At 51.0% G+C, this 22,071-nt stretch carries 24 protein-coding genes and 5 pseudogenes; 10 read left to right on the forward strand and 19 right to left on the reverse strand.

The window, feature by feature from the left end:
- Positions 1 to 22 precede the first annotated feature (22 nt).
- A complete protein-coding gene (locus C1P89_RS23825; RefSeq protein ID WP_001063816.1) occupies positions 23 to 1,150 on the reverse strand; it encodes an IS110-like element ISSso6 family transposase in 1,128 nt (375 codons plus the stop codon).
- Between the two features lie 127 nt (positions 1,151 to 1,277).
- Between C1P89_RS23825 and C1P89_RS23835 the strand changes: the two are divergent.
- Positions 1,278 to 1,535 (forward strand): annotated as a pseudogene (locus C1P89_RS23835) (Orn/Lys/Arg family decarboxylase); the annotation flags it as partial.
- A 48-nt stretch (positions 1,536 to 1,583) separates the two neighbouring features.
- Here the strand turns inward: C1P89_RS23835 and nupG are convergent.
- From nupG to mutY, 4 genes are all read right to left on the reverse strand, one after another.
- Positions 1,584 to 2,840, reverse strand: coding sequence for a nucleoside permease NupG (gene nupG / locus C1P89_RS23840; protein ID WP_001049791.1), 1,257 nt, complete (start codon positions 2,838 to 2,840; stop codon positions 1,584 to 1,586).
- Positions 2,841 to 3,041: 201 nt separating this feature from the next.
- On the reverse strand, positions 3,042 to 4,121 hold the full coding sequence (mltC, locus tag C1P89_RS23845; RefSeq protein ID WP_001298916.1) for a membrane-bound lytic murein transglycosylase MltC: 1,080 nt from the start codon (positions 4,119 to 4,121) through the stop codon (positions 3,042 to 3,044).
- 64 nt (positions 4,122 to 4,185) lie between these two features.
- Positions 4,186 to 4,461 (reverse strand): oxidative damage protection protein, encoded by a 276-nt coding sequence (locus tag C1P89_RS23850; RefSeq protein WP_000091700.1) that lies wholly within the window; start codon positions 4,459 to 4,461, stop codon positions 4,186 to 4,188.
- A gap of 27 nt (positions 4,462 to 4,488) precedes the next feature.
- Positions 4,489 to 5,541 (reverse strand): A/G-specific adenine glycosylase, encoded by a 1,053-nt coding sequence (gene mutY, locus C1P89_RS23855; RefSeq protein WP_001295382.1) that lies wholly within the window; start codon positions 5,539 to 5,541, stop codon positions 4,489 to 4,491.
- A 160-nt stretch (positions 5,542 to 5,701) separates the two neighbouring features.
- Between mutY and trmB the strand changes: the two genes are divergently transcribed.
- From trmB to C1P89_RS23895, 8 genes and pseudogenes are all read left to right on the forward strand, one after another.
- Entirely contained in the window at positions 5,702 to 6,421 is a 720-nt protein-coding gene (gene trmB / locus C1P89_RS23860) for a tRNA (guanosine(46)-N7)-methyltransferase TrmB (protein ID WP_000786911.1), read from the forward strand.
- On the forward strand, positions 6,421 to 6,747 hold the full coding sequence (locus tag C1P89_RS23865; RefSeq protein ID WP_001107564.1) for a YggL family protein: 327 nt from the start codon (positions 6,421 to 6,423) through the stop codon (positions 6,745 to 6,747). Before trmB ends, C1P89_RS23865 begins: the two co-directional genes overlap by 1 nt.
- A 183-nt stretch (positions 6,748 to 6,930) precedes the next feature.
- A complete protein-coding gene (locus tag C1P89_RS23870) occupies positions 6,931 to 7,650 on the forward strand; it encodes a YggN family protein (protein WP_000984796.1) in 720 nt (239 codons plus the stop codon).
- 175 nt (positions 7,651 to 7,825) lie between these two features.
- On the forward strand, positions 7,826 to 8,872 hold the full coding sequence (gene ansB / locus C1P89_RS23875) for an L-asparaginase 2 (RefSeq protein ID WP_000394125.1): 1,047 nt from the start codon (positions 7,826 to 7,828) through the stop codon (positions 8,870 to 8,872).
- A gap of 116 nt (positions 8,873 to 8,988) precedes the next feature.
- Positions 8,989 to 9,441: pseudogene (locus C1P89_RS23880) on the forward strand (DUF1202 family protein); the annotation flags it as partial.
- 55 nt (positions 9,442 to 9,496) lie between these two features.
- A protein-coding gene (locus C1P89_RS23885; RefSeq protein WP_094096600.1) for an IS1-like element IS1A family transposase occupies positions 9,497 to 10,194 on the forward strand; the annotation gives its coding sequence in 2 pieces (ribosomal slippage) (positions 9,497 to 9,746 and positions 9,746 to 10,194; 699 coding nt in all).
- A gap of 9 nt (positions 10,195 to 10,203) precedes the next feature.
- Positions 10,204 to 10,533: pseudogene (locus tag C1P89_RS23890) on the forward strand (TRAP transporter small permease); the annotation flags it as partial.
- A pseudogene (locus tag C1P89_RS23895) lies at positions 10,533 to 11,105 on the forward strand (TRAP transporter large permease subunit); the annotation flags it as partial. The pseudogenes C1P89_RS23890 and C1P89_RS23895, both read left to right, overlap by 1 nt.
- A gap of 15 nt (positions 11,106 to 11,120) precedes the next feature.
- Here the strand turns inward: C1P89_RS23895 and C1P89_RS23900 are convergent.
- The 8 genes and pseudogenes from C1P89_RS23900 to yggS all read right to left on the reverse strand — a co-directional run bounded on the left by C1P89_RS23900 (position 11,121) and on the right by yggS (position 16,709).
- Positions 11,121 to 11,818, reverse strand: a protein-coding gene (locus tag C1P89_RS23900) for an IS1-like element IS1A family transposase (RefSeq protein WP_094096600.1) whose coding sequence is annotated in 2 segments (ribosomal slippage) — positions 11,121 to 11,569 and positions 11,569 to 11,818 — 699 coding nt in all. Because the reading frame shifts where the segments join, the coding sequence is not laid out codon by codon here.
- Positions 11,819 to 11,873: 55 nt separating this feature from the next.
- A pseudogene (locus tag C1P89_RS23905) lies at positions 11,874 to 12,062 on the reverse strand (TRAP transporter small permease); the annotation flags it as partial.
- A gap of 44 nt (positions 12,063 to 12,106) precedes the next feature.
- Entirely contained in the window at positions 12,107 to 13,093 is a 987-nt protein-coding gene (locus C1P89_RS23910) for a TRAP transporter substrate-binding protein (protein WP_000783997.1), read from the reverse strand.
- 310 nt (positions 13,094 to 13,403) lie between these two features.
- On the reverse strand, positions 13,404 to 14,540 hold the full coding sequence (gene hemW, locus C1P89_RS23915) for a radical SAM family heme chaperone HemW (RefSeq protein ID WP_000239924.1): 1,137 nt from the start codon (positions 14,538 to 14,540) through the stop codon (positions 13,404 to 13,406).
- The gene (locus C1P89_RS23920; RefSeq protein WP_001174756.1) at positions 14,533 to 15,126 is read right to left on the reverse strand and encodes an XTP/dITP diphosphatase; all 594 of its coding nucleotides are present in this window, start codon (positions 15,124 to 15,126) and stop codon (positions 14,533 to 14,535) included. The genes hemW and C1P89_RS23920 overlap by 8 nt, the downstream gene beginning before the upstream one ends.
- A gap of 7 nt (positions 15,127 to 15,133) precedes the next feature.
- Positions 15,134 to 15,424, reverse strand: a complete 291-nt coding sequence (yggU, locus tag C1P89_RS23925) for a DUF167 family protein YggU (RefSeq protein ID WP_001277227.1) — start codon at positions 15,422 to 15,424, stop codon at positions 15,134 to 15,136.
- Positions 15,421 to 15,987: an osmotic shock tolerance protein YggT gene (gene yggT, locus C1P89_RS23930; RefSeq protein WP_001094831.1), complete on the reverse strand. Its 567-nt coding sequence runs from the start codon at positions 15,985 to 15,987 to the stop codon at positions 15,421 to 15,423. Before yggT ends, yggU begins: the two co-directional genes overlap by 4 nt.
- A 17-nt stretch (positions 15,988 to 16,004) precedes the next feature.
- Positions 16,005 to 16,709, reverse strand: coding sequence for a pyridoxal phosphate homeostasis protein (gene yggS / locus C1P89_RS23935; protein WP_000997795.1), 705 nt, complete (start codon positions 16,707 to 16,709; stop codon positions 16,005 to 16,007).
- A gap of 17 nt (positions 16,710 to 16,726) precedes the next feature.
- On the opposite strand from yggS, the gene C1P89_RS23940 reads away from it, so the two are divergent.
- Positions 16,727 to 17,707 carry a PilT/PilU family type 4a pilus ATPase gene (locus C1P89_RS23940; RefSeq protein ID WP_014334060.1) on the forward strand — a complete coding sequence of 327 codons (981 nt, stop codon included), beginning with the start codon at positions 16,727 to 16,729 and terminating at the stop codon, positions 17,705 to 17,707.
- A 174-nt stretch (positions 17,708 to 17,881) separates the two neighbouring features.
- On the opposite strand, the gene ruvX is transcribed toward C1P89_RS23940, so the two are convergent.
- From ruvX to C1P89_RS23970, 6 genes are all read right to left on the reverse strand, one after another.
- Complete coding sequence (ruvX, locus tag C1P89_RS23945) at positions 17,882 to 18,298, reverse strand: Holliday junction resolvase RuvX (RefSeq protein WP_000017111.1); 417 nt, start codon at positions 18,296 to 18,298, stop codon at positions 17,882 to 17,884.
- The gene (locus C1P89_RS23950; protein ID WP_001053178.1) at positions 18,298 to 18,861 is read right to left on the reverse strand and encodes a YqgE/AlgH family protein; all 564 of its coding nucleotides are present in this window, start codon (positions 18,859 to 18,861) and stop codon (positions 18,298 to 18,300) included. Before C1P89_RS23950 ends, ruvX begins: the two co-directional genes overlap by 1 nt.
- Positions 18,862 to 18,969: 108 nt before the next feature.
- On the reverse strand, positions 18,970 to 19,920 hold the full coding sequence (gene gshB / locus C1P89_RS23955; RefSeq protein WP_000593273.1) for a glutathione synthase: 951 nt from the start codon (positions 19,918 to 19,920) through the stop codon (positions 18,970 to 18,972).
- A gap of 12 nt (positions 19,921 to 19,932) precedes the next feature.
- The gene (gene rsmE / locus C1P89_RS23960) at positions 19,933 to 20,664 is read right to left on the reverse strand and encodes a 16S rRNA (uracil(1498)-N(3))-methyltransferase (RefSeq protein ID WP_001222508.1); all 732 of its coding nucleotides are present in this window, start codon (positions 20,662 to 20,664) and stop codon (positions 19,933 to 19,935) included.
- A 79-nt stretch (positions 20,665 to 20,743) separates the two neighbouring features.
- Positions 20,744 to 21,451, reverse strand: coding sequence for a deoxyribonuclease I (gene endA / locus C1P89_RS23965; RefSeq protein ID WP_000286500.1), 708 nt, complete (start codon positions 21,449 to 21,451; stop codon positions 20,744 to 20,746).
- 94 nt (positions 21,452 to 21,545) lie between these two features.
- Positions 21,546 to 22,043, reverse strand: coding sequence for a SprT family zinc-dependent metalloprotease (locus C1P89_RS23970; RefSeq protein ID WP_005137173.1), 498 nt, complete (start codon positions 22,041 to 22,043; stop codon positions 21,546 to 21,548).
- Positions 22,044 to 22,071 lie beyond the last annotated feature (28 nt).

Raw genomic sequence — 22,071 nt, forward strand, 5'->3', positions numbered from 1 at the left:
GGGAACTGGTTATTCTCATTTTTTATTTGTGACATTGTGGTTGTTGTGCGACAGACATTGCTATTCGGCCCATATCCCAGATAAAACCCGCCAGCTCACGTGCAACAGCAACAATTGTAATATTGACATTCTTTCCTTTGGCCTGAAGTTTTCGATACCTCTTACAAAGCCTGAGTTGAGCATCCCATGCTCTGTCAATGACGGGGCGGGGTAAATTTTCCTGCCTTTTTTGTATTGCCGGACTGATGCGTGCCGGATGACGGTAACTCCACGCTGCCTCGACCAATAGCTTTCTGGCATAGCTGTTTCCGGCTTTGGTAATGCTGCCCTGATGTCTGCTTCCACCCGATGAATATTCTGATGGCGTGATACCAAACCATGACATCAGTTGTCGTGGATGTTCAAAACGGGTCAGATCACCCAGTTCAGAAATTAATCCAACCGCAGTAATAAACTGAATCCCTCGCATGGCTTGCAGCGCCTCTACTACCGGATACAGCCTCCATTCGGTAACGGCCTCCTTCAGGGCGGATTCCAGCCGTTCACATTGTGCCTGCCGGTCTTCTATTGTACGACGGTGTTCGTCAAAAGCTAATTGTCGCCAGGGACTTTCGAATGAGTATTTGCTGAGCCAGCGTCGGTGTGCAGGGCCCCAATCTGCTCGCCCGACATAATGGACCCCATGAACCAGAAGAAACGATTTCAGACGTTGCCTTGCATGCCGTAAATCATCGCGGGCAGATGCCCATGCCCGGGCCAAATCCCGGAATGCCTCATCTTCAATGCCGGGTACGTAGACAGCAGAAAGATCTCCTGCACGCAGTGAACGCACAAGTCTGATGGCATCACGGCGATCGGTTTTAACCCGCTCCCCCGGTTTTTTCGGGATAAGTGAGGGGGCGCAGACCATGCAGTCAAAACCGGATTTCACCAGCCGACGATAAAGTCCATAACCACAGGGCCCCGCTTCATAAACGATACTGACCTGCGATGACTTTGACCTGAGACGTTTACAAAGATTCTGAATATCAGTAGGTGATGTGCCAATTTTACCCATCAGTTCAACAGGTTCTGAATTGATAGCATAAGCGACAGTAATCGATTCTTTGTGAACATCTAACCCGACGTACAATGTGTTATTGTTGTTCATGCTGGCCTCCGTGGTGGAAATACCGGGGTGTAGCAACAGCTCACCCATGCGGCTCTGACAACGATGTTAACCCACGTTAAATATCCCACGTTGGCCAGCATCTGTCTCACGGAAAGTCATACTGCCTTATATTCGCGGTGAAGTGGAGTTGGTGCGGATTCGTGATGCCGAAGGGCGAATTGCGGCAGAAGGGGCGTTGCCTTATCCACCTGGCGTGCTTTGCGTGGTTCCCGGGGAAGTCTGGGGTGGGGCGGTTCAACGTTATTTCCTTGCGCTGGAAGAAGGCGTGAATTTGTTGCCGGGATTTTCGCCGGAGTTGCAAGGTGTCTATAGCGAAACCGATGCGGATGGCATGAAACGATTGTACGGTTATGTGTTGAAGTAAGAATAAAAAAACGGGTCACCTTCTGGCGACCCGTTTTTCTTTGCGTAATTAGTGGCTAACCGTCTGTGTGCCTGTCGGGACACGAACGTGTTTATATTTGAACATCGCCATGAACGCGAAGGCCAGAACCACGGAATAACCAGCGAAAATCAACCATACGGTCTGCCAGTCGGTAATGCCGTTTTGGGTGTACATCTCAACAACTTTACCGCTCACGATGCCGCCGAGGATACAGCCGAAGCCGTTAGTCATCATCAGGAACATCCCTTGTGCACTGGCGCGAATTGCCGGGCTAACTTCTTTTTCGACAAACACCGAACCAGAGATGTTGAAGAAGTCGAATGCGCAACCGTAAACGATCATCGACAGTACCAGCAGTACAGTACCGAACGGAGTCGGGTCGCCGTAAGCAAACAGCGCAAAACGCAGGATCCACGCCACAATACTGATCATCATTACGTTCTTAATACCGTAGCGGCTTAAGAAGAACGGGATGGTCAGAATGAACAGGGTTTCAGAGATCTGCGAAATCGACATGATGATTGACGCATGCTGCACGATGAAGCTGCTGGCAAACATCGGATCTTTGTCGAAGCTGTGCAGGAAGGTATTACCGAACATGTTGGTAATCTGCAGTTCCGCGCCCAGCAGCATTGAGAAGATGAAGAAGATTGCCATACGCTTGTTTTTAAACAGCGCGAATGCATCGAGGCCCAGCAGGGTTGTCCAGCTCTGATTCGCTTGCTGTTTAGCAACCGGAATATGCGGCAGAGTCAGGGTAAACAGAACCAGAATGGCGGAAAGTGCTGCGCCAATATACAGCTGCATGTGGCTTAATTCGAAGCCAGACAGGCTCACCACCCACATTGCCATGATAAAGCCGATGGTGCCCCAGATACGGATTGGCGGGAAGTCAGTAACGATATCCATCCCGGCATTTTGCAGGCGATAGTAAGAGATGGTGTTGATTAACCCAAGCGTTGGCATATAAGCAAACGAGTTAATCAATATCACAAGGAACATCGCTTCCGGCGTCGTGACCTGTGCCGCCATGAACAGCGTGATAGCGCCAATGGTGTGGCAAATGGCATATACCCATTTCGCACTTAACCATTTGTCGGCCACAATCCCCAGCAGCGCAGGCATAAATACCGCGGCGATACCCAGTGAGCTATAAACTGCGCCAATAGAAGCACCGTCAAACTTCAGGGTAACAAACATATAGGAGCCGAGGGTCGTCAGCCAACTTCCCCACAGACAGAACTGCAGAAAAGAGAGGATTTTCAGCTGCAGCTTAAGATTCATGTTAATTTCCTCACATTGTGATGCGGATGAGTGTTTGAAAAAGCACATTTGACCGTGCGAGATGATGGGATTCTATCAACTTCGCGGACTGGTTTTTTGTTACCTGTGGCAAATAATTGCAAACATTCCCAATTTGCAAAACGAAATTGTGATGTGGATAACATTTTTGCCCCTGAGCATCGTCAGGGGCGGTTAATGGAATTATCGGCGGCGGTAGGATTTTTGCGCGGTATTCACTTTATAAAGATAACGGCGAGATTCCGCAGAGGGATGGCGGGTCGTCAGCGTCTGATAAACATCGCCCGGCGTCATGGTGTTAATAATATTGGCAGCCTGAATCTTATCATTCGAAAAGACTCGCAGCACGCTGCCTGCGCCGCCGTTATAGGCGGTGATGACGGCATAACGCCGCGATGTTGGGTTATCAATTCCGCCGAGATAAACATTGTTCAGCATCGCCAGATACGCGGTGCCGGTATCAATATTGCTGGCAGGATCAAACAAGAAACTGCGGCTCGGCGTGCCGGATTTCCCCTGCGAGCGGAACACATCTTTCCCGGCAGTATGTTGTACCACCTGCATTAATCCCAGCGCATCGGAACGGCTGACCGCATACGGGTTAAAGGAAGATTCGGTCTGCATAATTGCCAGAATCAGCGACTCATCAACGCCATATTTCCGTGACGCCTGGCGGACCATGCCGAGATATTTGTGCGCACGTTTATCAAGGTGGTTCGGTACCATGTTAATGGTGACGCTGTAGATGATACGCAGCCCGTTACTGCGGCTTTGCAGACGGTTTTTCAGCAGATAATCCGCGAAGTTGCTTGCGCGACCTTCCCAGCGAATCGGCTGCCCGGTGTTGTCCACCACCTGACCGTAAAGGAAAGGTTCTTTCGAAATCGTAATATCATCAACGTCGGAATAGAGATCGACCGAACTCGGATCGTCACCCATCAGCAACGTTTTGATAATTGCCCGGCGCAAATGCGCGGCAGGTTCTGTCCCGGCGATAGTTTCGATAGTAATCGTACCGTCATCGAAGTTGATGTGGCTGCGGGTCTGATATTGATCGGTGTATTTCACGTAGTCCTTAGGACCGGCGATCACCACCTCTTTGAATCCCCAGATGTTCTCAATATTGTGGGCAAATTGCCCCATCAGAATATCAAAACCGTTGGTATCTTTGACCCAGGCTTCGTTATAGGTATCGCCTTTTTTGGTCGTCGAACAGGAGATGAGCAACGGCGCAATCAAAGCCAGCGCGAGATATTTTTTCATCATTCCGGGTGCGTGTTGTGTTTGTTTTTATGCAAGTTGCCGGAGGCGTGCTCCGGCACTGTTTTTATTTTTTATCTTCCGGCGTATAGCCCTCGATATGCACCTCTTTACCCTCGAACAGGAAGTTGACCATCTCCTGCTCAAGCAGCTTGCGGTGCTCGGCATTCATCATGTTGAGTTTCTTTTCATTAATCAGCATGGTTTGCTTGTGCTGCCACTGCGCCCAGGCTTCTTTGGAGATCTCGTTATAGATGCGTTTTCCCAGCTCGCCGGGGTACAGCTGAAAATCCTGACCTTCTGCTTCACGTTGCAGGAAAGTACAAAAAATCGTTCTGCTCATAAATCATCCTCTTTATCGACTCACGCGCTAAACCGGCGCGCCAGTGCGTAACTGCTGTAACAAACGCTCCACGGGAGCCGCCAGGCCAACTGACGGCGGTTGCGCTAAGTTATACCAGAGCGCATTGCCTTCATCCATGCAGCCGGTGAATGACGACACGGGAAGCCACATAGGCACAATATCTAAGTGGAAATGGCTGAAGGTATGCCGAAACGCGGTCAGTTGCGTCAGGTTATCGGCAGCAATCTGCCGTTGCGCCAGCCACTGCCGCAAACTTTCTTCGTCGGCAAACTGCGGGAAACAGTATAAACCGCCCCACAATCCGCTCGGCGGACGCTGCGCCAGCAATACTTCATCTTCGTGCTGTAACAGCAAAAAGTAGCCGGTGCGCTCCGGCAGCGTCTGTTTCGGTTTTTTGCCCGGATAAAGCGACCAGCTATTATTGGCGGCGGCAATACATCCGTTTTGTAGCGGACAGAGCGAACATTTCGGCTTCGAGCGCGTACAAATCATCGCGCCCAAATCCATCATCGCCTGATTAAACCGTTCCACGCCGACCGCGGGCGTCACCTGCTCGCTCAAACTCCATAATTTATTCTCGACCTCTTTTTTCCCAGGCCAGCCGCTTACAGCATAGCAGCGCGCCAGCACGCGTTTGACGTTACCGTCGAGAATCGGAAAGTGCTTACCCAGAGAAAGCGAGAGAATCGCGCCTGCGGTGGAACGCCCGACGCCCGGTAACGCCGCGACTTCTTCAAAGGTTTCCGGGAATTTACCGCCGTGTAAGGTCGCCACTTGTTGTGCCGCTTTATGCAGATTGCGCGCGCGGGCGTAATAGCCAAGCCCGGTCCACAAGTGGAGAACTTCGTCGAGCGGCGCATTGGCGAGATCGGTCACCGTCGGGAAGCGCGCCATAAAGCGTTCAAAATAGGGGATAACGGTCGCAACCTGAGTTTGTTGCAACATCACTTCTGAGAGCCATACTTTGTAGGGCGTCTTGTCAATTTGCCAGGGCAGCGTTTTTCGCCCGTATTTATCGTACCAGTCCAGAACCTGGGCTGAAAATTGCGACGCTTGCATGGTCACCGAATTCACTGTTGTTGGGGGCAAGATTGCAGCACAGCGACGGCAGGGTGTAAACCGGAACTTTCCGCAGCCACGGCCTTATCATGCTTGCATCCGGCAACTAACTTTGGATAATGCCCGTTTTCAGAACACTTTCACAAGCGACTAAATCTTTATGAAAAACGACGTCATTTCACCGGAATTTGATGAAAACGGCCGCCCACTGCGCCGTATCCGTAGTTTTGTGCGCCGCCAGGGGCGACTGACCAAAGGCCAGGAACATGCGCTGGAAAACTACTGGCCGGTGATGGGCGTTGAGTTCAGCGAAGATATGCTGGATTTCCCCGCGCTTTTTGGCCGTGAAGCGCCGGTGACGCTTGAGATTGGTTTTGGCATGGGGGCGTCGCTGGTGGCAATGGCTAAAGATCGCCCTGAGCAGGACTTCCTCGGCATTGAAGTGCATTCACCGGGCGTTGGTGCGTGCCTGGCTTCTGCGCATGAAGAAGGTTTAAGCAACCTGCGCGTGATGTGTCACGATGCGGTTGAAGTGCTGCATAAAATGATTCCTGACAATTCATTGCGCATGGTGCAGCTCTTTTTCCCTGACCCGTGGCACAAAGCGCGCCATAATAAACGCCGTATCGTACAGGTGCCGTTTGCCGAACTGGTAAAAAGCAAACTGCAGCTGGGGGGTGTATTCCATATGGCGACCGACTGGGAACCTTATGCGGAACATATGCTTGAAGTGATGTCTTCTATTGACGGTTATAAAAACCTGTCAGAGAGCAATGATTACGTGCCGCGTCCGGCATCACGTCCGGTGACGAAATTTGAACAACGTGGTCATCGTCTTGGTCACGGAGTATGGGACTTAATGTTCGAGAGGGTGAAATAATGGCAAAGAACCGTAGCCGTCGTCTGCGTAAAAAAATGCACATCGACGAATTCCAGGAATTAGGATTTTCGGTGGCATGGCGATTCCCGGAAGGTACATCGGAAGAACAGATTGATAAAACCGTTGATGATTTTATTAACGAGGTTATCGAACCGAACAAACTGGCCTTTGACGGCAGCGGTTATCTGGCCTGGGAAGGTCTGATCTGCATGCAGGAAATCGGCAAATGCACCGAAGAACATCAGGCGATTGTGCGTAAGTGGCTGGAAGAGCGCAAACTGGATGAGGTACGCACCAGCGAACTTTTCGACGTTTGGTGGGACTAAGAAAGCATACGGGCGATGACAAATGCAAAACTGCCTGATGCGCTACGCTTATCAGGCCTGGAAAGATGCACGATCGAGTAGGCGGGATAAGGTGTTTACGCCGCATCCGGCATGGAAAACGCGTACTTTGTTATCAATCTGGGGCCAGCAAATGCTGGCCTGATTTTTTCTTGAGGGAAGACTATGATGCGCAAAATGCTGCTGGCGGCAGCACTTTCAGTGACGGCAATGACCGCTCACGCCGACTACCAGTGCAGCGTCACGCCGCGTGACGATGTGATTGTCAGCCCGCAAACCGTGCAGGTGAAGGGCGAAAACGGCAATCTGGTGATCACGCCAGACGGCAACGTGATGTATAACGGTAAGCAATATTCCCTGAATGCCGCCCAGCGCGAGCAGGCGAAGGATTATCAGGCTGAACTACGCAGCACGCTGCCGTGGATTGATGAAGGCGCGAAAAGCCGCGTAGAAAAAGCCCGTATTGCGCTGGATAAAATTATCGTTCAGGAGATGGGCGAAAGCAGCAAAATGCGCAGCCGTCTGACCAAACTTGATGCGCAGCTGAAAGAGCAGATGAACCGCATTATCGAAACGCGCAGCGATGGCCTGACGTTTCACTATAAAGCCATTGATCAGGTTCGCGCCGAAGGCCAGCAATTAGTGAATCAGGCAATGGGTGGAATTTTACAGGACAGCATTAATGAAATGGGCGCGAAAGCGGTGCTGAAAAGCGGCGGTAACCCATTACAGAATGTGCTGGGAAGCCTGGGGGGGCTGCAATCCTCAATCCAAACAGAGTGGAAAAAGCAGGAAAAAGATTTCCAGCAGTTTGGCAAAGATGTTTGTAGCCGCGTTGTGACTCTGGAAGATAGCCGCAAAGCCCTGGTCGGGAATTTAAAATAATCCTCTATTTTAAGACGGCATAATACTTTTTTATGCCGTTTAATTCTTCGTTTTGTTACCTGCCTCTAACTTTGTAGATCTCCAAAATATATTCACGTTGTAAATTGTTTAACGTCAAATTTCCCATACAGAGCTAAGGGATAATGCGTAGCGTTCACGTAACTGGAGGAATGAAATGGAGTTTTTCAAAAAGACGGCACTTGCCGCACTGGTTATGGGTTTTAGTGGTGCAGCATTGGCATTACCCAATATCACCATTTTAGCAACCGGCGGGACCATTGCCGGTGGTGGTGACTCCGCAACCAAATCTAACTACACAGCGGGTAAAGTTGGCGTAGAAAATCTGGTTAATGCGGTGCCGCAACTAAAAGACATTGCGAACGTTAAAGGCGAGCAGGTAGTGAATATCGGCTCCCAGGACATGAACGATAATGTCTGGCTGACACTGGCGAAAAAAATTAACACCGACTGCGATAAAACCGACGGCTTCGTCATTACCCACGGTACCGACACGATGGAAGAAACCGCTTACTTCCTCGACCTGACGGTGAAATGCGACAAACCGGTGGTGATGGTCGGCGCAATGCGCCCGTCCACGTCCATGAGCGCAGACGGTCCATTCAACCTGTATAACGCGGTAGTGACCGCAGCTGATAAAGCCTCCGCTAATCGTGGCGTGCTGGTGGTGATGAACGACACCGTACTGGACGGTCGCGATGTCACCAAAACCAACACCACCGACGTAGCGACCTTCAAGTCTGTTAACTACGGTCCTCTGGGATACATTCACAACGGTAAGATTGACTACCAACGTACCCCGGCACGTAAGCACACCAGCGATACGCCATTCGATGTCTCTAAGCTGAATGAGCTGCCGAAAGTCGGCATCGTTTATAACTACGCTAACGCATCCGATCTTCCGGCTAAAGCACTGGTAGATGCGGGCTATGATGGCATCGTTAGCGCTGGTGTGGGTAATGGTAACCTGTATAAATCCGTGTTCGACACCCTGGCAACCGCCGCGAAAAACGGCACTGCAGTAGTGCGTTCTTCCCGCGTACCGACGGGTGCTACCACTCAGGATGCTGAAGTGGATGATGCGAAATACGGCTTCGTCGCCTCTGGCACGCTGAACCCGCAAAAAGCGCGCGTCCTGCTGCAGCTGGCTCTGACGCAAACCAAAGATCCGCAGCAGATCCAGCAGATCTTCAATCAGTACTAATCACCTCGCCCCGGTATCGTGCCGGGGCTTTTTCACTTCAGACTTACGTCCATTGCCAATTTTCATTACCCTAATGATAATCACCGGAATAAATTATTCCGCGTGAGGTTTTTCGGGTGAAAAAGCAATGGATTGTTGGCACGGCACTGCTTATGTTGATGACTGGTAATGCCTGGGCAGATGGCGAACCGCCAACTGAAAATATCTTAAAAGATCAATTCAAAAAGCAGTATCACGGCATTCTCAAGCTTGATGCTATCACCTTAAAAAATCTTGATGCTAAGGGTAATCAGGCCACCTGGTCAGCGGAAGGCGATGTCTCTTCCAGTGACGATCTCTATACCTGGGTCGGTCAGTTGGCAGATTACGAACTGCTCGAACAGACCTGGACGAAAGATAAACCGGTAAAATTCTCGGCGATGTTAACCAGTAAAGGAACGCCCGCGTCTGGCTGGTCGGTGAACTTTTACTCTTTTCAGGCGGCAGCCAGCGATCGTGGGCGGGTGGTCGACGATATCAAAACGAATAATAAATATCTGATCGTGAATAGCGAAGATTTCAATTATCGCGGTGATGCTGCCAACTTACTGATTTAGTGTATGATGGTGTTTTTGAGGTGCTCCAGTGGCTTCTGTTTCTATCAGCTGTCCCTCCTGTTCAGCTACTGACGGGGTGGTGCGTAACGGCAAAAGCACTGCCGGACATCAGCGCTATCTCTGCTCTCACTGCCGTAAAACATGGCAACTGCAGTTCACTTACACCGCTTCTCAACCCGGTACGCACCAGAAAATCATTGATATGGCCATGAATGGCGTTGGATGCCGGGCAACTGCACGCATTATGGGCGTTGGCCTCAACACGATTTTACGTCACTTAAAAAACTCAGGCCGCAGTCGGTAACCTCGCGCATACAGCCGGGCAGTGACGTCATCGTCTGCGCGGAAATGGACGAACAGTGGGGCTATGTCGGGGCTAAATCGCGCCAGCGCTGGCTGTTTTACGCGTATGACAGTCTCCGGAAGACGGTTGTTGCGCACGTATTCGGTGAACGCACTATGGCGACGCTGGGGCGTCTTATGAGCCTGCTGTCACCCTTTGACGTGGTGATATGGATGACGGATGGCTGGCCGCTGTATGAATCCCGCCTGAAGGGAAAGCTGCACGTAATCAGCAAGCGATATACGCAGCGAATTGAGCGGCATAACCTGAATCTGAGGCAGCACCTGGCACGGCTGGGACGGAAGTCGCTGTCGTTCTCAAAATCGGTGGAGCTGCATGACAAAGTCATCGGGCATTATCTGAACATAAAACACTATCAATAAGTTGGAGTCATTACCGGTGCTGCATATACCGTCGGCGCGCAGAGACATCTCTCTATCGATTTATTTGCTCTCGCCCTGAATAAGCGCAAGCAATTACTTCTTAGTATAGTCATTAACGTTCTTATTTTAGGTTTTGCTGGTTCGGTCATTGTGACTGGTGGCCTGAAATTAATTGATAAAACGCTGGCAACATCACAGGTATCTGCCGCGATGCAAATACCGATGGGATACGTATATATCATTCTGCCATTAAGTGGATTGGTGATGATGTTTTATGCCTTGTGTTTTATTAATCAAAGCATTCAACAACTGAAACAACCTGCGCAGGAGGCCAGTTAATGGATAGTTATATCGCGATTACACTGTTTGGCTGTTTTTTTGTGCTGGTCTTTATTGGTGTGCCCATTTCGTTCTCAATCGGTATTGCCACTGTAGCTTCAATGCTTTTGATGTTTCCCTGGGATATCGCGGCAATCACTGTTTCGCAGCGACTGGCTAATGGACTGGATAACTTTGCCCTATTGGCAATCCCCTTTTTCATCTTTGCCGGAACGCTGATGAACAGCGGCGGTATTGCGATACGTTTGATTAACCTCGCCCAGGTAATGGTTGGTCGGGTTCCTGGTTCACTTGGTCATGTGAACGTCCTGGCGAATATGATGTTTGGTTCCATTTCTGGTTCAGCCGTTGCGGCAGCTGCTGCCGTTGGTGGCACACTGAATCCCATTCAGACCAAACAAGGTTATGATCCGGCATTTTCTACCGCTGTAAACGTCTCATCTTGTATTACTGGATTACTGATACCGCCCTCAAACGTGTTAATTGTGTTTTCCCTGACAGCTGGCGGCGTTTCTGTAGCATCGCTATTTATGGCGGGATATTTGCCAGGGATCTTAATGGGTCTTGCGGTAGGTAATGACTCCAACTTATTGATAGTGTTTTATGTTCAGATAATGCCCGATGACTTTGTCATGCAGCTCCACCGATTTTGAGAACGACAGCGACTTCCGTCCCAGCCGTGCCAGGTGCTGCCTCAGATTCAGGTTATGCCGCTCAATTCGCTGCGTATATCGCTTGCTGATTACGTGCAGCTTTCCCTTCAGGCGGGATTCATACAGCGGCCAGCCATCCGTCATCCATATCACCACGTCAAAGGGTGACAGCAGGCTCATAAGACGCCCCAGCGTCGCCATAGTGCGTTCACCGAATACGTGCGCAACAACCGTCTTCCGGAGACTGTCATACGCGTAAAACAGCCAGCGCTGGCGCGATTTAGCCCCGACATAGCCCCACTGTTCGTCCATTTCCGCGCAGACGATGACGTCACTGCCCGGCTGTATGCGCGAGGTTACCGACTGCGGCCTGAGTTTTTTAAGTGACGTAAAATCGTGTTGAGGCCAACGCCCATAATGCGTGCAGTTGCCCGGCATCCAACGCCATTCATGGCCATATCAATGATTTTCTGGTGCGTACCGGGTTGAGAAGCGGTGTAAGTGAACTGCAGTTGCCATGTTTTACGGCAGTGAGAGCAGAGATAGCGCTGATGTCCGGCAGTGCTTTTGCCGTTACGCACCACCCCGTCAGTAGCTGAACAGGAGGGACAGCTGATAGAAACAGAAGCCACTGGAGCACCTCAAAAACACCATCATACACTAAATCAGTAAGTTGGCAGCATCACCTGCAGCACCTAATAACCCTACCCAGATCATCAAAAATCGTGCCAGCTCATCGGTTAATGTACTTGGCTGGTTAAGTACGTAGCGGCTAAATACTTGCCAGACTACGCATACAACCAGAGCAAGCATGACGGCGACAGAAAACGCGGCAATGACGCGGTCTACCGCAAGTTTCAGGCGGTTAAATATCATTGTAAGCATCTTGGAAAATCAGGGCCAGAGACTGGCCCGGAATATTATTGAGCAGCGTTGTCGAACTTCTCTAACAAAGCAGCTTGTTTTGGATCTTTTTTGAAGTCGTCAAACAGAGGCTGAACTGCGGCACGGAATGGTGCTTTATCCACTTTTACAATTTCACCCCCCATAGCTTTCGCCTGAGCACGTGTGTCAGCGTCAATTTTTTCCCACAATTTTTGTTGATAAGCTTCGGATTTCTTCGCTGCTGTTTCGAGGATTTGTTTCTGTTCTGGGGTTAATTTATTCCATGTTTTGGTGGAGATAACCAAAAAGTCAGGAATTGAGGCGTGTTCATCTTCAGAAAAAACTTTGGCAATTTCAATATGTCGAGTCTGCACCCAGGAAGGCACGTTATTTTCTGCGCCATCTACTACACCTTGCTGCATCGCAGTATAAACTTCGCCAAATGAAATTGGAGTGGGTGAACCACCCATCAGTTCAATCATTTTGATGGTGGTCGGACTTGGCTGAACACGAATTTTCAGCCCTTTAAGATCTTCTGGCTTAGTAATCGGTTTTTTCGCATAGAAACTGCGTGTACCCGCTACATAAGCTGATAAAGCAAAAAAGCCTTTGTCTTTTGTTGAGTCCATAATTTCTTTACCAACTTCACCAAAAACAACTTTGTTGAAGTGAGCCTGATCTTTAAATAAGAACGGCAAATTATAGATAGCATAAATATTATCAAAAGACTCCAGATCACTGGCGGAACCTTTGGTCATATCCAGTGCGCCATTTTGCAACAATTCCATAGTTTCTCGCGCATTACCCATCTGGCTGCTGGGATAAATACGGATCACCATATTACCTTCTGACAGCTGTTTTACCTCTTTCGCCAGCTCTTCAAAACTCTGATGTACAACATGACTTCTTTCCAGGTTGTGTGCTAACTTTAACGTCACTTTTTCTGCGGCGTTTACGCCAGTGCTAACCAGAGCCAGCAAGGATGCGCAGACTAATGAGCGGGTAAATGACCTCATTTTCATAAAAAAACTCCCTGTTGAAGGATGGAAATTGGTTGATATCTAATTGTGCTTATCAGTGCTTTGTGCGACAAATTGGTTAACCTGTCTGACAACTTGTCTATGTTTATCACAACTTGAAATAAAGTCAGAAATTAAATATTAAATTTGTGCGCCAGGTTGTACATGTTTATAATCAATAAATGATGAGTAAATATTCACTAGATATATCTAATAAATATCATCGATGTTTATTCAGTAAGAAATATATTTTGCCGAAGTTAATTAACGGGGGGAAAAGAAGTGATTAATGCGCCCGCAGGCGCATTAATGATTACTCAGCGAGGAATAATTCAAGAAGTGAGTTTAAGAATAATTTACCGTGCTCGGTTATCTGCCAGTAATCCGCACATTCGGTGAGATAACCCTGGGCAATCGCCTCGTCTAACTGTGGGCGAATCACATCTTCGCAAAGCCCGGTATACGCAATAAACTCCACGCGCGGCGCGGCCTCCAGCAGACGGAAGCGATTCATAAAGAACTCAAACGGCTTATCTGCGGCTTCGACATCACGCTGGCTTTCCAGATACCTTCCTTGCATAAAACCACGAGGATGACGCGTTTTAGTGGTACGCAGAATGCGCCCATCCGGGAAGGTGACTTTGCCGTGCGCGCCGCAGCCAATACCGATGTAGTCACCAAATCGCCAGTAGTTGAGATTGTGCTGGCACTGATAACCGGGTTTGGCGTAAGCGGAAGTTTCATATTGCTGATAACCCGCTGCGGTTAATAACTGATGCCCCTGTTCGAAAATATCCCACAGCGCGTCATCGTCCGGCAGCACCGGTGGTCGCGAACCAAACAGCGTATTGGGTTCGATGGTCAGTTGATACCAGGAAAGATGCGGCGGATTCAGTTCAATGGCCTGGCGTAGATCGCCAAGCGCCTCTTCCAGTGATTGATCCGGTAGTCCATGCATCAAATCGAGGTTAAAGCTACGCAGCCCCAGCCCGCTCGCCAGCTTTGCCGCGCGTTTCGCTTCTTGCGGGCCATGAATACGCCCAAGTCGTTTCAGCTTTTCTTCGCTAAAACTCTGCACACCAATAGAGATGCGGTTCACACCAGCACGCTGATAATCGACAAAGCGATCGGCTTCTACCGTTCCAGGGTTCGCTTCCATAGTAATTTCTGCATCCGCTGCCAGCGGCAAACGCGCACGCACGCCGTCCAGCAGCGTTTGCATCGCCGGGCCGGAAAGCAGGCTCGGCGTACCACCGCCAATAAAGATTGTCTTTACTTCACGGCCCTGAGCGTAAGCCACATCATTGTCCAGATCGCAAAGCAGATGCTGAACATAATCGTCGTGCGGCACTTCTCCTTTCAACGCGTGAGAGTTGAAATCGCAGTACGGGCATTTCTGCACGCACCACGGGATGTGAATGTAGAGACTCAGCGGCGGTAATTTAACCATTACGTAAAGCGTCCAGCAGCAGTTTCAACGCCTGACCACGGTGGGAAATGGCGCTCTTTTCTTCGCGGGTCAGTTCGGCGGCGGTTTTCCCTTCGGAAGGTACGAAGAAGATTGGATCATAACCAAAGCCACCAGTGCCCGCTGGTTCGCGAGTAATCACGCCCGGCCAGCTGCCGTGGCATACCAGCGGAGTCGGATCTTCCGCGTGACGCAGATATACCAGCACGCAGTGGAAACGCGCCTGACGTTGGTCGTCCGGTACGTCTTTCAGTGTTTCCAACAGTTTTTGCAGATTCTTTTGATCGGTCGCGTCTTCACCGGAATAACGCGCGGAGTAAATACCCGGCGCGCCACCCAGCGCATCTACCGCCAGACCAGAGTCGTCGGCAATTGCCGGTAAACCGGTCACTTTTGCCGCATAGCGCGCTTTCAGAATCGCGTTTTCGATAAAGGTCAGGCCGGTTTCTTCAGCGGAATCTACGCCGAGGTCTGTTTGGGCCACGATATCAAGACCGAAGTCGCTAAGCAGCGACGCCAGCTCACGCACTTTACCGGCATTGCCGGTTGCGAGGACAACTTTTTGCATAGGATACCTAATTAATTAACGCCGCGATTTCTGGCGGGATTTGTTGCGGATTAATGATTTTAATTTGTTTGTGGCGGCCAAGTTCGCCTTTTTCAATCACCACCTGGCTTTTGGCAACCCGGAATTGCTTACCGAGAAACTTCACCAGATGACTGTTGCCCTGGCCGTCAACCGGCGGCGCGGTAATGGCGACTTTAACTTCGTCGCCATGTAAACCGACAATAGAATCACGGCTGGCTTTCGGCTGAATATAGAGCCGTAAAACCAGACCGTCATCATTAACTGTTACGGCACTCATAACGCCATCCACAGCCCCGGCAGCAGCATGTTTCCGGTTGCCTGTAATACTTCTGCGACACCCATATTGATGACATACAGCAGCAGAACGAGGATCATCGGCGAGAAATCAATCCCACCCATTGCCGGTAGCAGGCGGCGAATCGGGCGCAGCAGCGGATCGGCCAGCTGAATCAGCACGTATTCAATCGGACTACGACCCTGGCTTACCCAGCTCATAATCGCCATCACCAGCAGGACCCAGAAAATCAGCAGGCCGATGGTTTTCAGCAGAATCAGTAAACCAGCAATCCAGATGATTGGCAGGAAGGTCACCACTTTAAACAGCACGATGGCTTTGATAAAACTGAGAATATAGGCAACCAGCAGCGAGGCGCTGTCAATGGGGCCCATTGCCGGAATAACGCGGCGCAGTGGCCCGATAATTGGCTGCGTTACCTTCACTACAAACTGTGAGAAGGGGTTGTAAAAATCACAATGAGCCCACTGCATCCAGATGCGTAATAACAGCACCATGGTATACAGCTCAATGACCGTTGAAAGCAGGAAAGTCAACGTATTCATGGCGTTCCTTTAATTCCTTATTTTTTAGAGTAATCACGCGCACCAAAAATTGCAGTGCCGATACGAACCATCGTGCTACCTGCCGCAATGGCGGCTTCCATATCGTCCGACATTCCCAGAGAGAGCGTGTCGATATGCGGGTAGCGCGTTTTCAGTCCGGCAAATGCTACAGCCATTTGGCGTGCAACTTCAAACTGCCTTACATATTCTGACTCAGGCGCAGGGATTGCCATCAGCCCGCGCAGACGTAAACGCGGTAGTTCAGCGACCGCCGCTGCCAGCTCGTCCAGTTCTGCCAGTTGAATCCCGGACTTACTGTTTTCATCACTAATATTAATTTGAATCAGTACGTTAAGAGGGGGAAGTTCTGCCGGGCGCTGATCGTTGAGGCGGGTAGCAATGCGCAAACGGTCGATGGTATGACACCAGTCGAAATGCTCTGCCACCAGGCGGCTTTTATTAGACTGCAACGGGCCAATAAAATGCCATTCTAATCCTGTTACGCCCAGTTCCTGAAAGTGGCGAATTTTATCTACCCCTTCCTGAACGTAGTTTTCACCAAATTGACGCTGCCCGGCATCAATGGCTTCTGCGATGGCGCTCGCAGGTTTTGTTTTACTGACTGCAAGCAGCGTAATTTCTTCTGGAGAACGGCCGCAACGCGTTGCAGCCGCTGAGATTTTGTCCCGGACCTGTGCCAGGTTATGCGCAATATCGTTCATTTTCCGAGGATCTTAGTATGAATATGGAAGAAATTGTGGCCCTTAGTGTAAAGCATAACGTCTCGGATCTACACCTGTGCAGCGCCTGGCCCGCACGATGGCGCATTCGCGGGCTAATGGAAGCTGCGCCGTTTGAGGCGCCGGACGTCGAAGAGCTACTGCGGGAGTGGCTGGATGACGATCAGCGGGCAATATTGCTGGAAAATGGCCAGCTGGATTTTGCCGTGTCGCTGGCGGAAAACCAGCGATTGCGTGGCAGCGCATTTGCGCAACGGCATGGCATTTCGCTGGCGTTACGGCTGTTACCTTCGCACTGCCCGCAGCTCGAACAGCTTGGCGCACCAACGGTATTGCCGGAATTACTCAAGAGTGAGAATGGCCTGATTCTGGTGACGGGGGCGACGGGGAGCAGCAAATCTACCACGCTGGCGGCGATGGTTGGCTATCTCAATCAACATGCCGATGCGCATATTCTGACGCTGGAAGATCCTGTTGAATATATCTATGCCAGCCAGCGATGTTTGATCCAGAAGCGGGAAATTGGTTTGCACTGTATGACGTTCGCATCGGGATTGCGGGCCGCATTGCGGGAAGATCCTGATGTGATTTTGCTCGGAGAGCTGCGTGACAGCGAGACAATCCGTCTGGCACTGACGGCGGCAGAAACCGGGCATTTGGTGCTGGCAACATTACATACGCGTGGTGCCGCGCAGGCAGTTGAGCGACTGGTGGATTCATTTCCGGCGCAGGAAAAAGATCCCGTACGTAATCAACTGGCAGGTAGTTTACGGGCCGTGTTGTCACAAAAGCTGGAAGTGGATAAACAGGAAGGACGCGTGGCGCTGTTTGAATTATTGATTAACACTCCCGCGGTGGGGAATTTGATTCGCGAAGGGAAAACCCACCAGTTACCGCATGTTATTCAAACCGGGCAGCAGGTGGGGATGATAACGTTTCAGCAGAGTTTTCAGCAGCGAGTGGGGGAAGGGCGTTTGTGACGTTGCCATGCCCGATGTGCAAGCTTATCGGGCCTACAAAGGCAATAAACGTCTGATGAGACGTTTGCGCGTCTTATCAGACCTACAATCGCTGCCACATGTAGGCCGGATAGGCGTTCACGCCGCATCCGGCAAGATGGCGGTAACGACTATCCGCCAGGCTTTTAAATCGCCTTAATATCCCTGCTCGAAATAGCTTTCGAGAATAATAACCGCAGAGGCAGAGTCGACTTTGCCTTTGTTGAGCGCCCGATAGCCGCCCTGTTCAAACAGACCGGAACGGGCTTCCACGGTGCTAAGACGTTCGTCATGGAGCTTTACTTCAACACCGAAACGACCATGAATACGGTTGGCAAATTTACGCGCTCTGGCAGTCAATGGTTGCTCGGTGCCGTCCATATTCAGCGGCAAACCGACGATGATTTCGTCCGGCTGCCACTCTTTCAGTAAACGTTCGATGAGGTTCCAGTCCGGCGTACCGTCCTGTGCTTTAATTGCAGGCAAAGGGCGAGCAGTGCCGGTAATGCGTTGGCCGACCGCTACGCCAATGCTTTTGGTGCCGAAGTCGAAGGCGAGTAAGGTTCCACTCATCAGGCGTGCCCTGCCACACCAGGCATGGTGAGAATATCCACACCAATCAGTTTTGCCGCCTCGCGCCAGCGGTCGGCAATCGGCGTTTTGAACAGAATATTCAGATCCGCCGGGGCCGTTAGCCACGCGTTATCGAGAATTTCTTGTTCCAGTTGACCTTTTTCCCAGGAGGCATAACCTAGAGCCACCAATACGTCAGACGGTTGTTTATCGGTGCCGAGCGTTTCCAGCACATCGCGGGAAGTGGTCATCACTGTGTTGTCTGAAATGCGAATGCTGGAAGCAAAATTGGAGGGCGGAGTATGCAAAATAAACCCGCGATCTTCAGCCAGCGGACCGCCGAGCATAACCGGTTTATCCAGACGGATTGATTCATCACGCGGCTCCGGCGTGATCTTCAGCTTTTCCAGAATCCCTTCAATTTTGAGATTTTCCAGCGGCTTGTTGACGATGATCCCCATTGCACCATTGGTATTATGTTCGCAAATGTAGACCACGGAACGACGGAAAATCGGATCCTGGAGAGCAGGCATGGCAATAAGAAAGTGATGCTGTAAATTCATTGTCAGAGGTTCTGTTTCCTGGTTCAAAAAAGCAACAGCGCCCAGTATGCGTGGAAAGAAGGGCGCTGTCACTCAGAGTCTCAACGAGATCCTTCTCGCTAAGGTGGGTTACTGCTGCTGTAAACGTGCTTCGATGGCATCCATTAACATTCCGGTGATCGACACCGGAAACTCTGCTTCAATCTCACGAATACAGGTTGGGCTGGTGACGTTAATTTCAGTCAGACGGTCGCCGATGATATCCAGACCAACAAAAATCAGCCCTTTTTCTTTCAGCGTCGGCCCGATCTGACGGGCGATTTTCCAGTCACTTTCCGTCAGCGGACGAGGTTCACCGCGACCACCGGCAGCCAGATTGCCACGGGTTTCGCCCCCCTGCGGAATACGCGCCAGGCAGTACGGTACCGGCTCGCCATCCACCACCAGCACGCGTTTGTCGCCATCTTTAATGGCTGGCAGGTAATTTTGTGCCATGCAGTAGCGAGTGCCATGCTCAGTCAGGGTTTCGGCAATCACGCCGAGGTTTGGATCGCCTTCTTTCACGCGGAAAATCGACGCGCCGCCCATACCGTCCAGCGGCTTAAGAATGATGTCGCTGTGTTTCTCCCAGAACGCTTTTAGCTGCGCTTTATTGCGCGTAACCAGCGTTTCTGGCGTTAAGTCAGAGAACCAGGCGGTAAACAGTTTCTCGTTACAGTCGCGCAGGCTCTGCGGCTTGTTAACGATCAGCGTCCCTTTCTCTTCGGCACGTTCCAGAATATAGGTCGCGTAGATAAACTCGGTATCAAACGGCGGGTCTTTACGCATCAGGATCACATCGAGATCGGCCAGCGGCAGATCCTGTTCACCGACGAACGAAAACCACTCTTCGTAGTTCTGCTTCACGTTCAGCGTGCGGGTATGGGCGCGGGCTTCGCCATTGATCAGATACAGATCGCCCATCTCCATATAGTGAAGTTCGTAACCACGACGCTGTGCTTCCAGCAACATAGCGAAACTGGAATCTTTCTTGATGTTGATGTTTGCGATGGGGTCCATCACGATGCCGAGCTTGATCATTATTCTTCTCCGTTAGCCCAAATCGCCAAATCGTACTTGTAGCGCGGTAATGGCGGTGAGCGCAGTTGTCTCTGTACGCAAAACGCGAGGTCCCAACAGGATATCAGTAAATTGATAGCGGGCAGTCATGGCAATTTCATCTGCCGATAAACCGCCTTCCGGGCCAATCAGCAGGCGGACGCGTTCAACCGGTAACGGCAACGTATTGATGCTGTTACTGGCGCGCGGGTGAAGATTCAGTTTCAGTCCTTCATCCTGCTCTGCACACCAGGCTTCCAGATCCATCGCTGGACGGATTTCCGGCACCCGGTTACGACCACACTGCTCACAGGCAGCAATTGCAATCTTCTGCCACTGCTGGAGCTTCTTGTTCAGACGTTCACTATCCAGTTTAACGCCGCAGCGCTCAGAAAAAAGTGGCGTAATGAGGCTTACACCGAGTTCGATCGATTTCTGGATCGTAAATTCCATTTTTTCACCACGCGACATCACCTGACCGAGGTGAATATGCAGCGGAGATTCGCGATCGTCGATCTTGCCTTCCAGCACCTTCACTTCCACGCTTTTTTTGCTGGCGCTGGTAATTTCGGCGTCAAAGACCTGGTTGCTACCGTCAAACAATTGCAACGCCTGCCCCGGCCCCATGCGCAGTACGCGCCCGATATGGTTGGCGGCATCTTCGCAAAGCGCGATGTGAGAATGGCTGGTCAGTGGTTCAGGATGATAAATGCGGGGGATACGCATAGTTAAAAATCCGCGTCGTCTCCCCACGCGGTTGTACGCGTGGGGTAGGGGTTAACAAAAAGAATCCCGCTAGTGTAGGTTAGCTCTTTCGCGCCTGGCAAGCGCGTTGCACATACGGGTTATGATTGCCTTGCACCTTCGCGATGCGTTCATCGCGCTCGCACTCCCAGTCGGTAACCGGATACATCTTGTTCCATGCGTTGAACAGCTGCGTTTGCTGGCGAGAGAGTGTCAGGTTGTATTGGTCGCGCATATAGAAGTAGGTGCGCGCAATGGCACCGCGTGCACGCGCTGGTGGTTCGGCAGCTTTTTCTTTGAAATCGACCTTCATGGCGCATTGACCGTACTGGCCTTCGCCGCCATTCCACTGGCTGTACATAAAGTTGCCGCGATCGCCATTCACCTCACCGACTGACGGCTGCAGGTTATGCATATCGCTTTCCATCTTGCGATAGACCGGATCTTTAGCGCAGTTTTTACGTCCACCGTCCTGCCAGCACTGGCGCTGGTGACCGAACTGCCAGGCGGGAACGACGTGTTCCCACTCTACGCGGCTGGCTCGGTTTTCATTTTTGCGCACCTGATAGCCGCACGATTGCAGATCAACAACGCCTTTTTTGCCCTGCCAGTTAATTTTACATCCGCAATAAAACGTACCGGGCGCGTCAGCGTGGACTTTTACCGCCGCGGCTTTCGCCTGAGAAAAACTATTGATACCTTCGGCCAACGCCGGGCCGGAAAATGCTGCGCTCAGTACCACCGCAGCAATAGACAAATAACGGTACATCACTTACTCCGTGTTAAAACGAGCCAGCAACGTAGCGAAAGTTGTTTTGGTATGCAATCAGCCAGATCAGGAAAGTTCCTGATAGTTCAGATGGTTATTTCGCAACCAGCTGTTCACCGCAGTGAACACAGCGATAGACGGCCTCGCCACGAACTACGCGATTATGGCGGCGTACGGTAAGCTGATGCTCCTGGCACTTGCAGCGGTAGGGGAAGGTGTTGCGACGCACGGATTGCAGTTCGAACTGATGCGTACGACGGGCGGGAACACCCAGCACGCTTTCCATCATCCACTTCCACTCTTTGCCATGTGGCGCTACGCGGCCGAAATGTTTCCATACCAGCAAATGTGCCAGTTCGTGCGGTACCACTTCTTCAATAAAAGCTTCACTGTTTTCCAACAGCAAAACGGGATTGAGGCGGATTTCATAGCTTTCCAGCCAGGCTGTTCCGGCGGAGGTTCCGCGCTGGGTGTAAGAGAGTTTTGGCTCCGGGTAGTTACGCCCTAGCTTCAGGTTGGCCTGGGCGAGTTTTTCCCGCAGGCCGCGCATAACGGCCTGTTGGATGGCGATAGGGAGACGGGATGTTTTCATAGCGGCAGAGGATAGAGCGAAGAAAAGA

Origin of the sequence: Shigella sonnei, from assembly GCF_002950395.1 — a bacterium.
Taxonomy (GTDB): domain Bacteria; phylum Pseudomonadota; class Gammaproteobacteria; order Enterobacterales; family Enterobacteriaceae; genus ECMA0423.

Coding starts and splice junctions, on each gene's coding strand:
- endA (WP_000286500.1), bottom strand. CDS start 21,451: ATGTACCGTTATTTGTCTATTGCTGCGGTGGTACTGAGCGCAGCATTT.
- C1P89_RS23950 (WP_001053178.1), bottom strand. CDS start 18,861: ATGAATTTACAGCATCACTTTCTTATTGCCATGCCTGCTCTCCAGGAT.
- ansB (WP_000394125.1), top strand. CDS start 7,826: ATGGAGTTTTTCAAAAAGACGGCACTTGCCGCACTGGTTATGGGTTTT.
- nupG (WP_001049791.1), bottom strand. CDS start 2,840: ATGAATCTTAAGCTGCAGCTGAAAATCCTCTCTTTTCTGCAGTTCTGT.
- mltC (WP_001298916.1), bottom strand. CDS start 4,121: ATGAAAAAATATCTCGCGCTGGCTTTGATTGCGCCGTTGCTCATCTCC.
- C1P89_RS23865 (WP_001107564.1), top strand. CDS start 6,421: ATGGCAAAGAACCGTAGCCGTCGTCTGCGTAAAAAAATGCACATCGAC.
- ruvX (WP_000017111.1), bottom strand. CDS start 18,298: ATGAGTGGAACCTTACTCGCCTTCGACTTCGGCACCAAAAGCATTGGC.
- C1P89_RS23870 (WP_000984796.1), top strand. CDS start 6,931: ATGATGCGCAAAATGCTGCTGGCGGCAGCACTTTCAGTGACGGCAATG.
- trmB (WP_000786911.1), top strand. CDS start 5,702: ATGAAAAACGACGTCATTTCACCGGAATTTGATGAAAACGGCCGCCCA.
- mutY (WP_001295382.1), bottom strand. CDS start 5,541: ATGCAAGCGTCGCAATTTTCAGCCCAGGTTCTGGACTGGTACGATAAA.
- yggU (WP_001277227.1), bottom strand. CDS start 15,424: ATGAGTGCCGTAACAGTTAATGATGACGGTCTGGTTTTACGGCTCTAT.
- C1P89_RS23970 (WP_005137173.1), bottom strand. CDS start 22,043: ATGAAAACATCCCGTCTCCCTATCGCCATCCAACAGGCCGTTATGCGC.
- C1P89_RS23910 (WP_000783997.1), bottom strand. CDS start 13,093: ATGAAAATGAGGTCATTTACCCGCTCATTAGTCTGCGCATCCTTGCTG.
- C1P89_RS23940 (WP_014334060.1), top strand. CDS start 16,727: ATGAATATGGAAGAAATTGTGGCCCTTAGTGTAAAGCATAACGTCTCG.
- C1P89_RS23850 (WP_000091700.1), bottom strand. CDS start 4,461: ATGAGCAGAACGATTTTTTGTACTTTCCTGCAACGTGAAGCAGAAGGT.
- gshB (WP_000593273.1), bottom strand. CDS start 19,920: ATGATCAAGCTCGGCATCGTGATGGACCCCATCGCAAACATCAACATC.
- C1P89_RS23825 (WP_001063816.1), bottom strand. CDS start 1,150: ATGAACAACAATAACACATTGTACGTCGGGTTAGATGTTCACAAAGAA.
- C1P89_RS23920 (WP_001174756.1), bottom strand. CDS start 15,126: ATGCAAAAAGTTGTCCTCGCAACCGGCAATGCCGGTAAAGTGCGTGAG.
- yggS (WP_000997795.1), bottom strand. CDS start 16,709: ATGAACGATATTGCGCATAACCTGGCACAGGTCCGGGACAAAATCTCA.
- rsmE (WP_001222508.1), bottom strand. CDS start 20,664: ATGCGTATCCCCCGCATTTATCATCCTGAACCACTGACCAGCCATTCT.
- hemW (WP_000239924.1), bottom strand. CDS start 14,540: ATGGTTAAATTACCGCCGCTGAGTCTCTACATTCACATCCCGTGGTGC.
- yggT (WP_001094831.1), bottom strand. CDS start 15,987: ATGAATACGTTGACTTTCCTGCTTTCAACGGTCATTGAGCTGTATACC.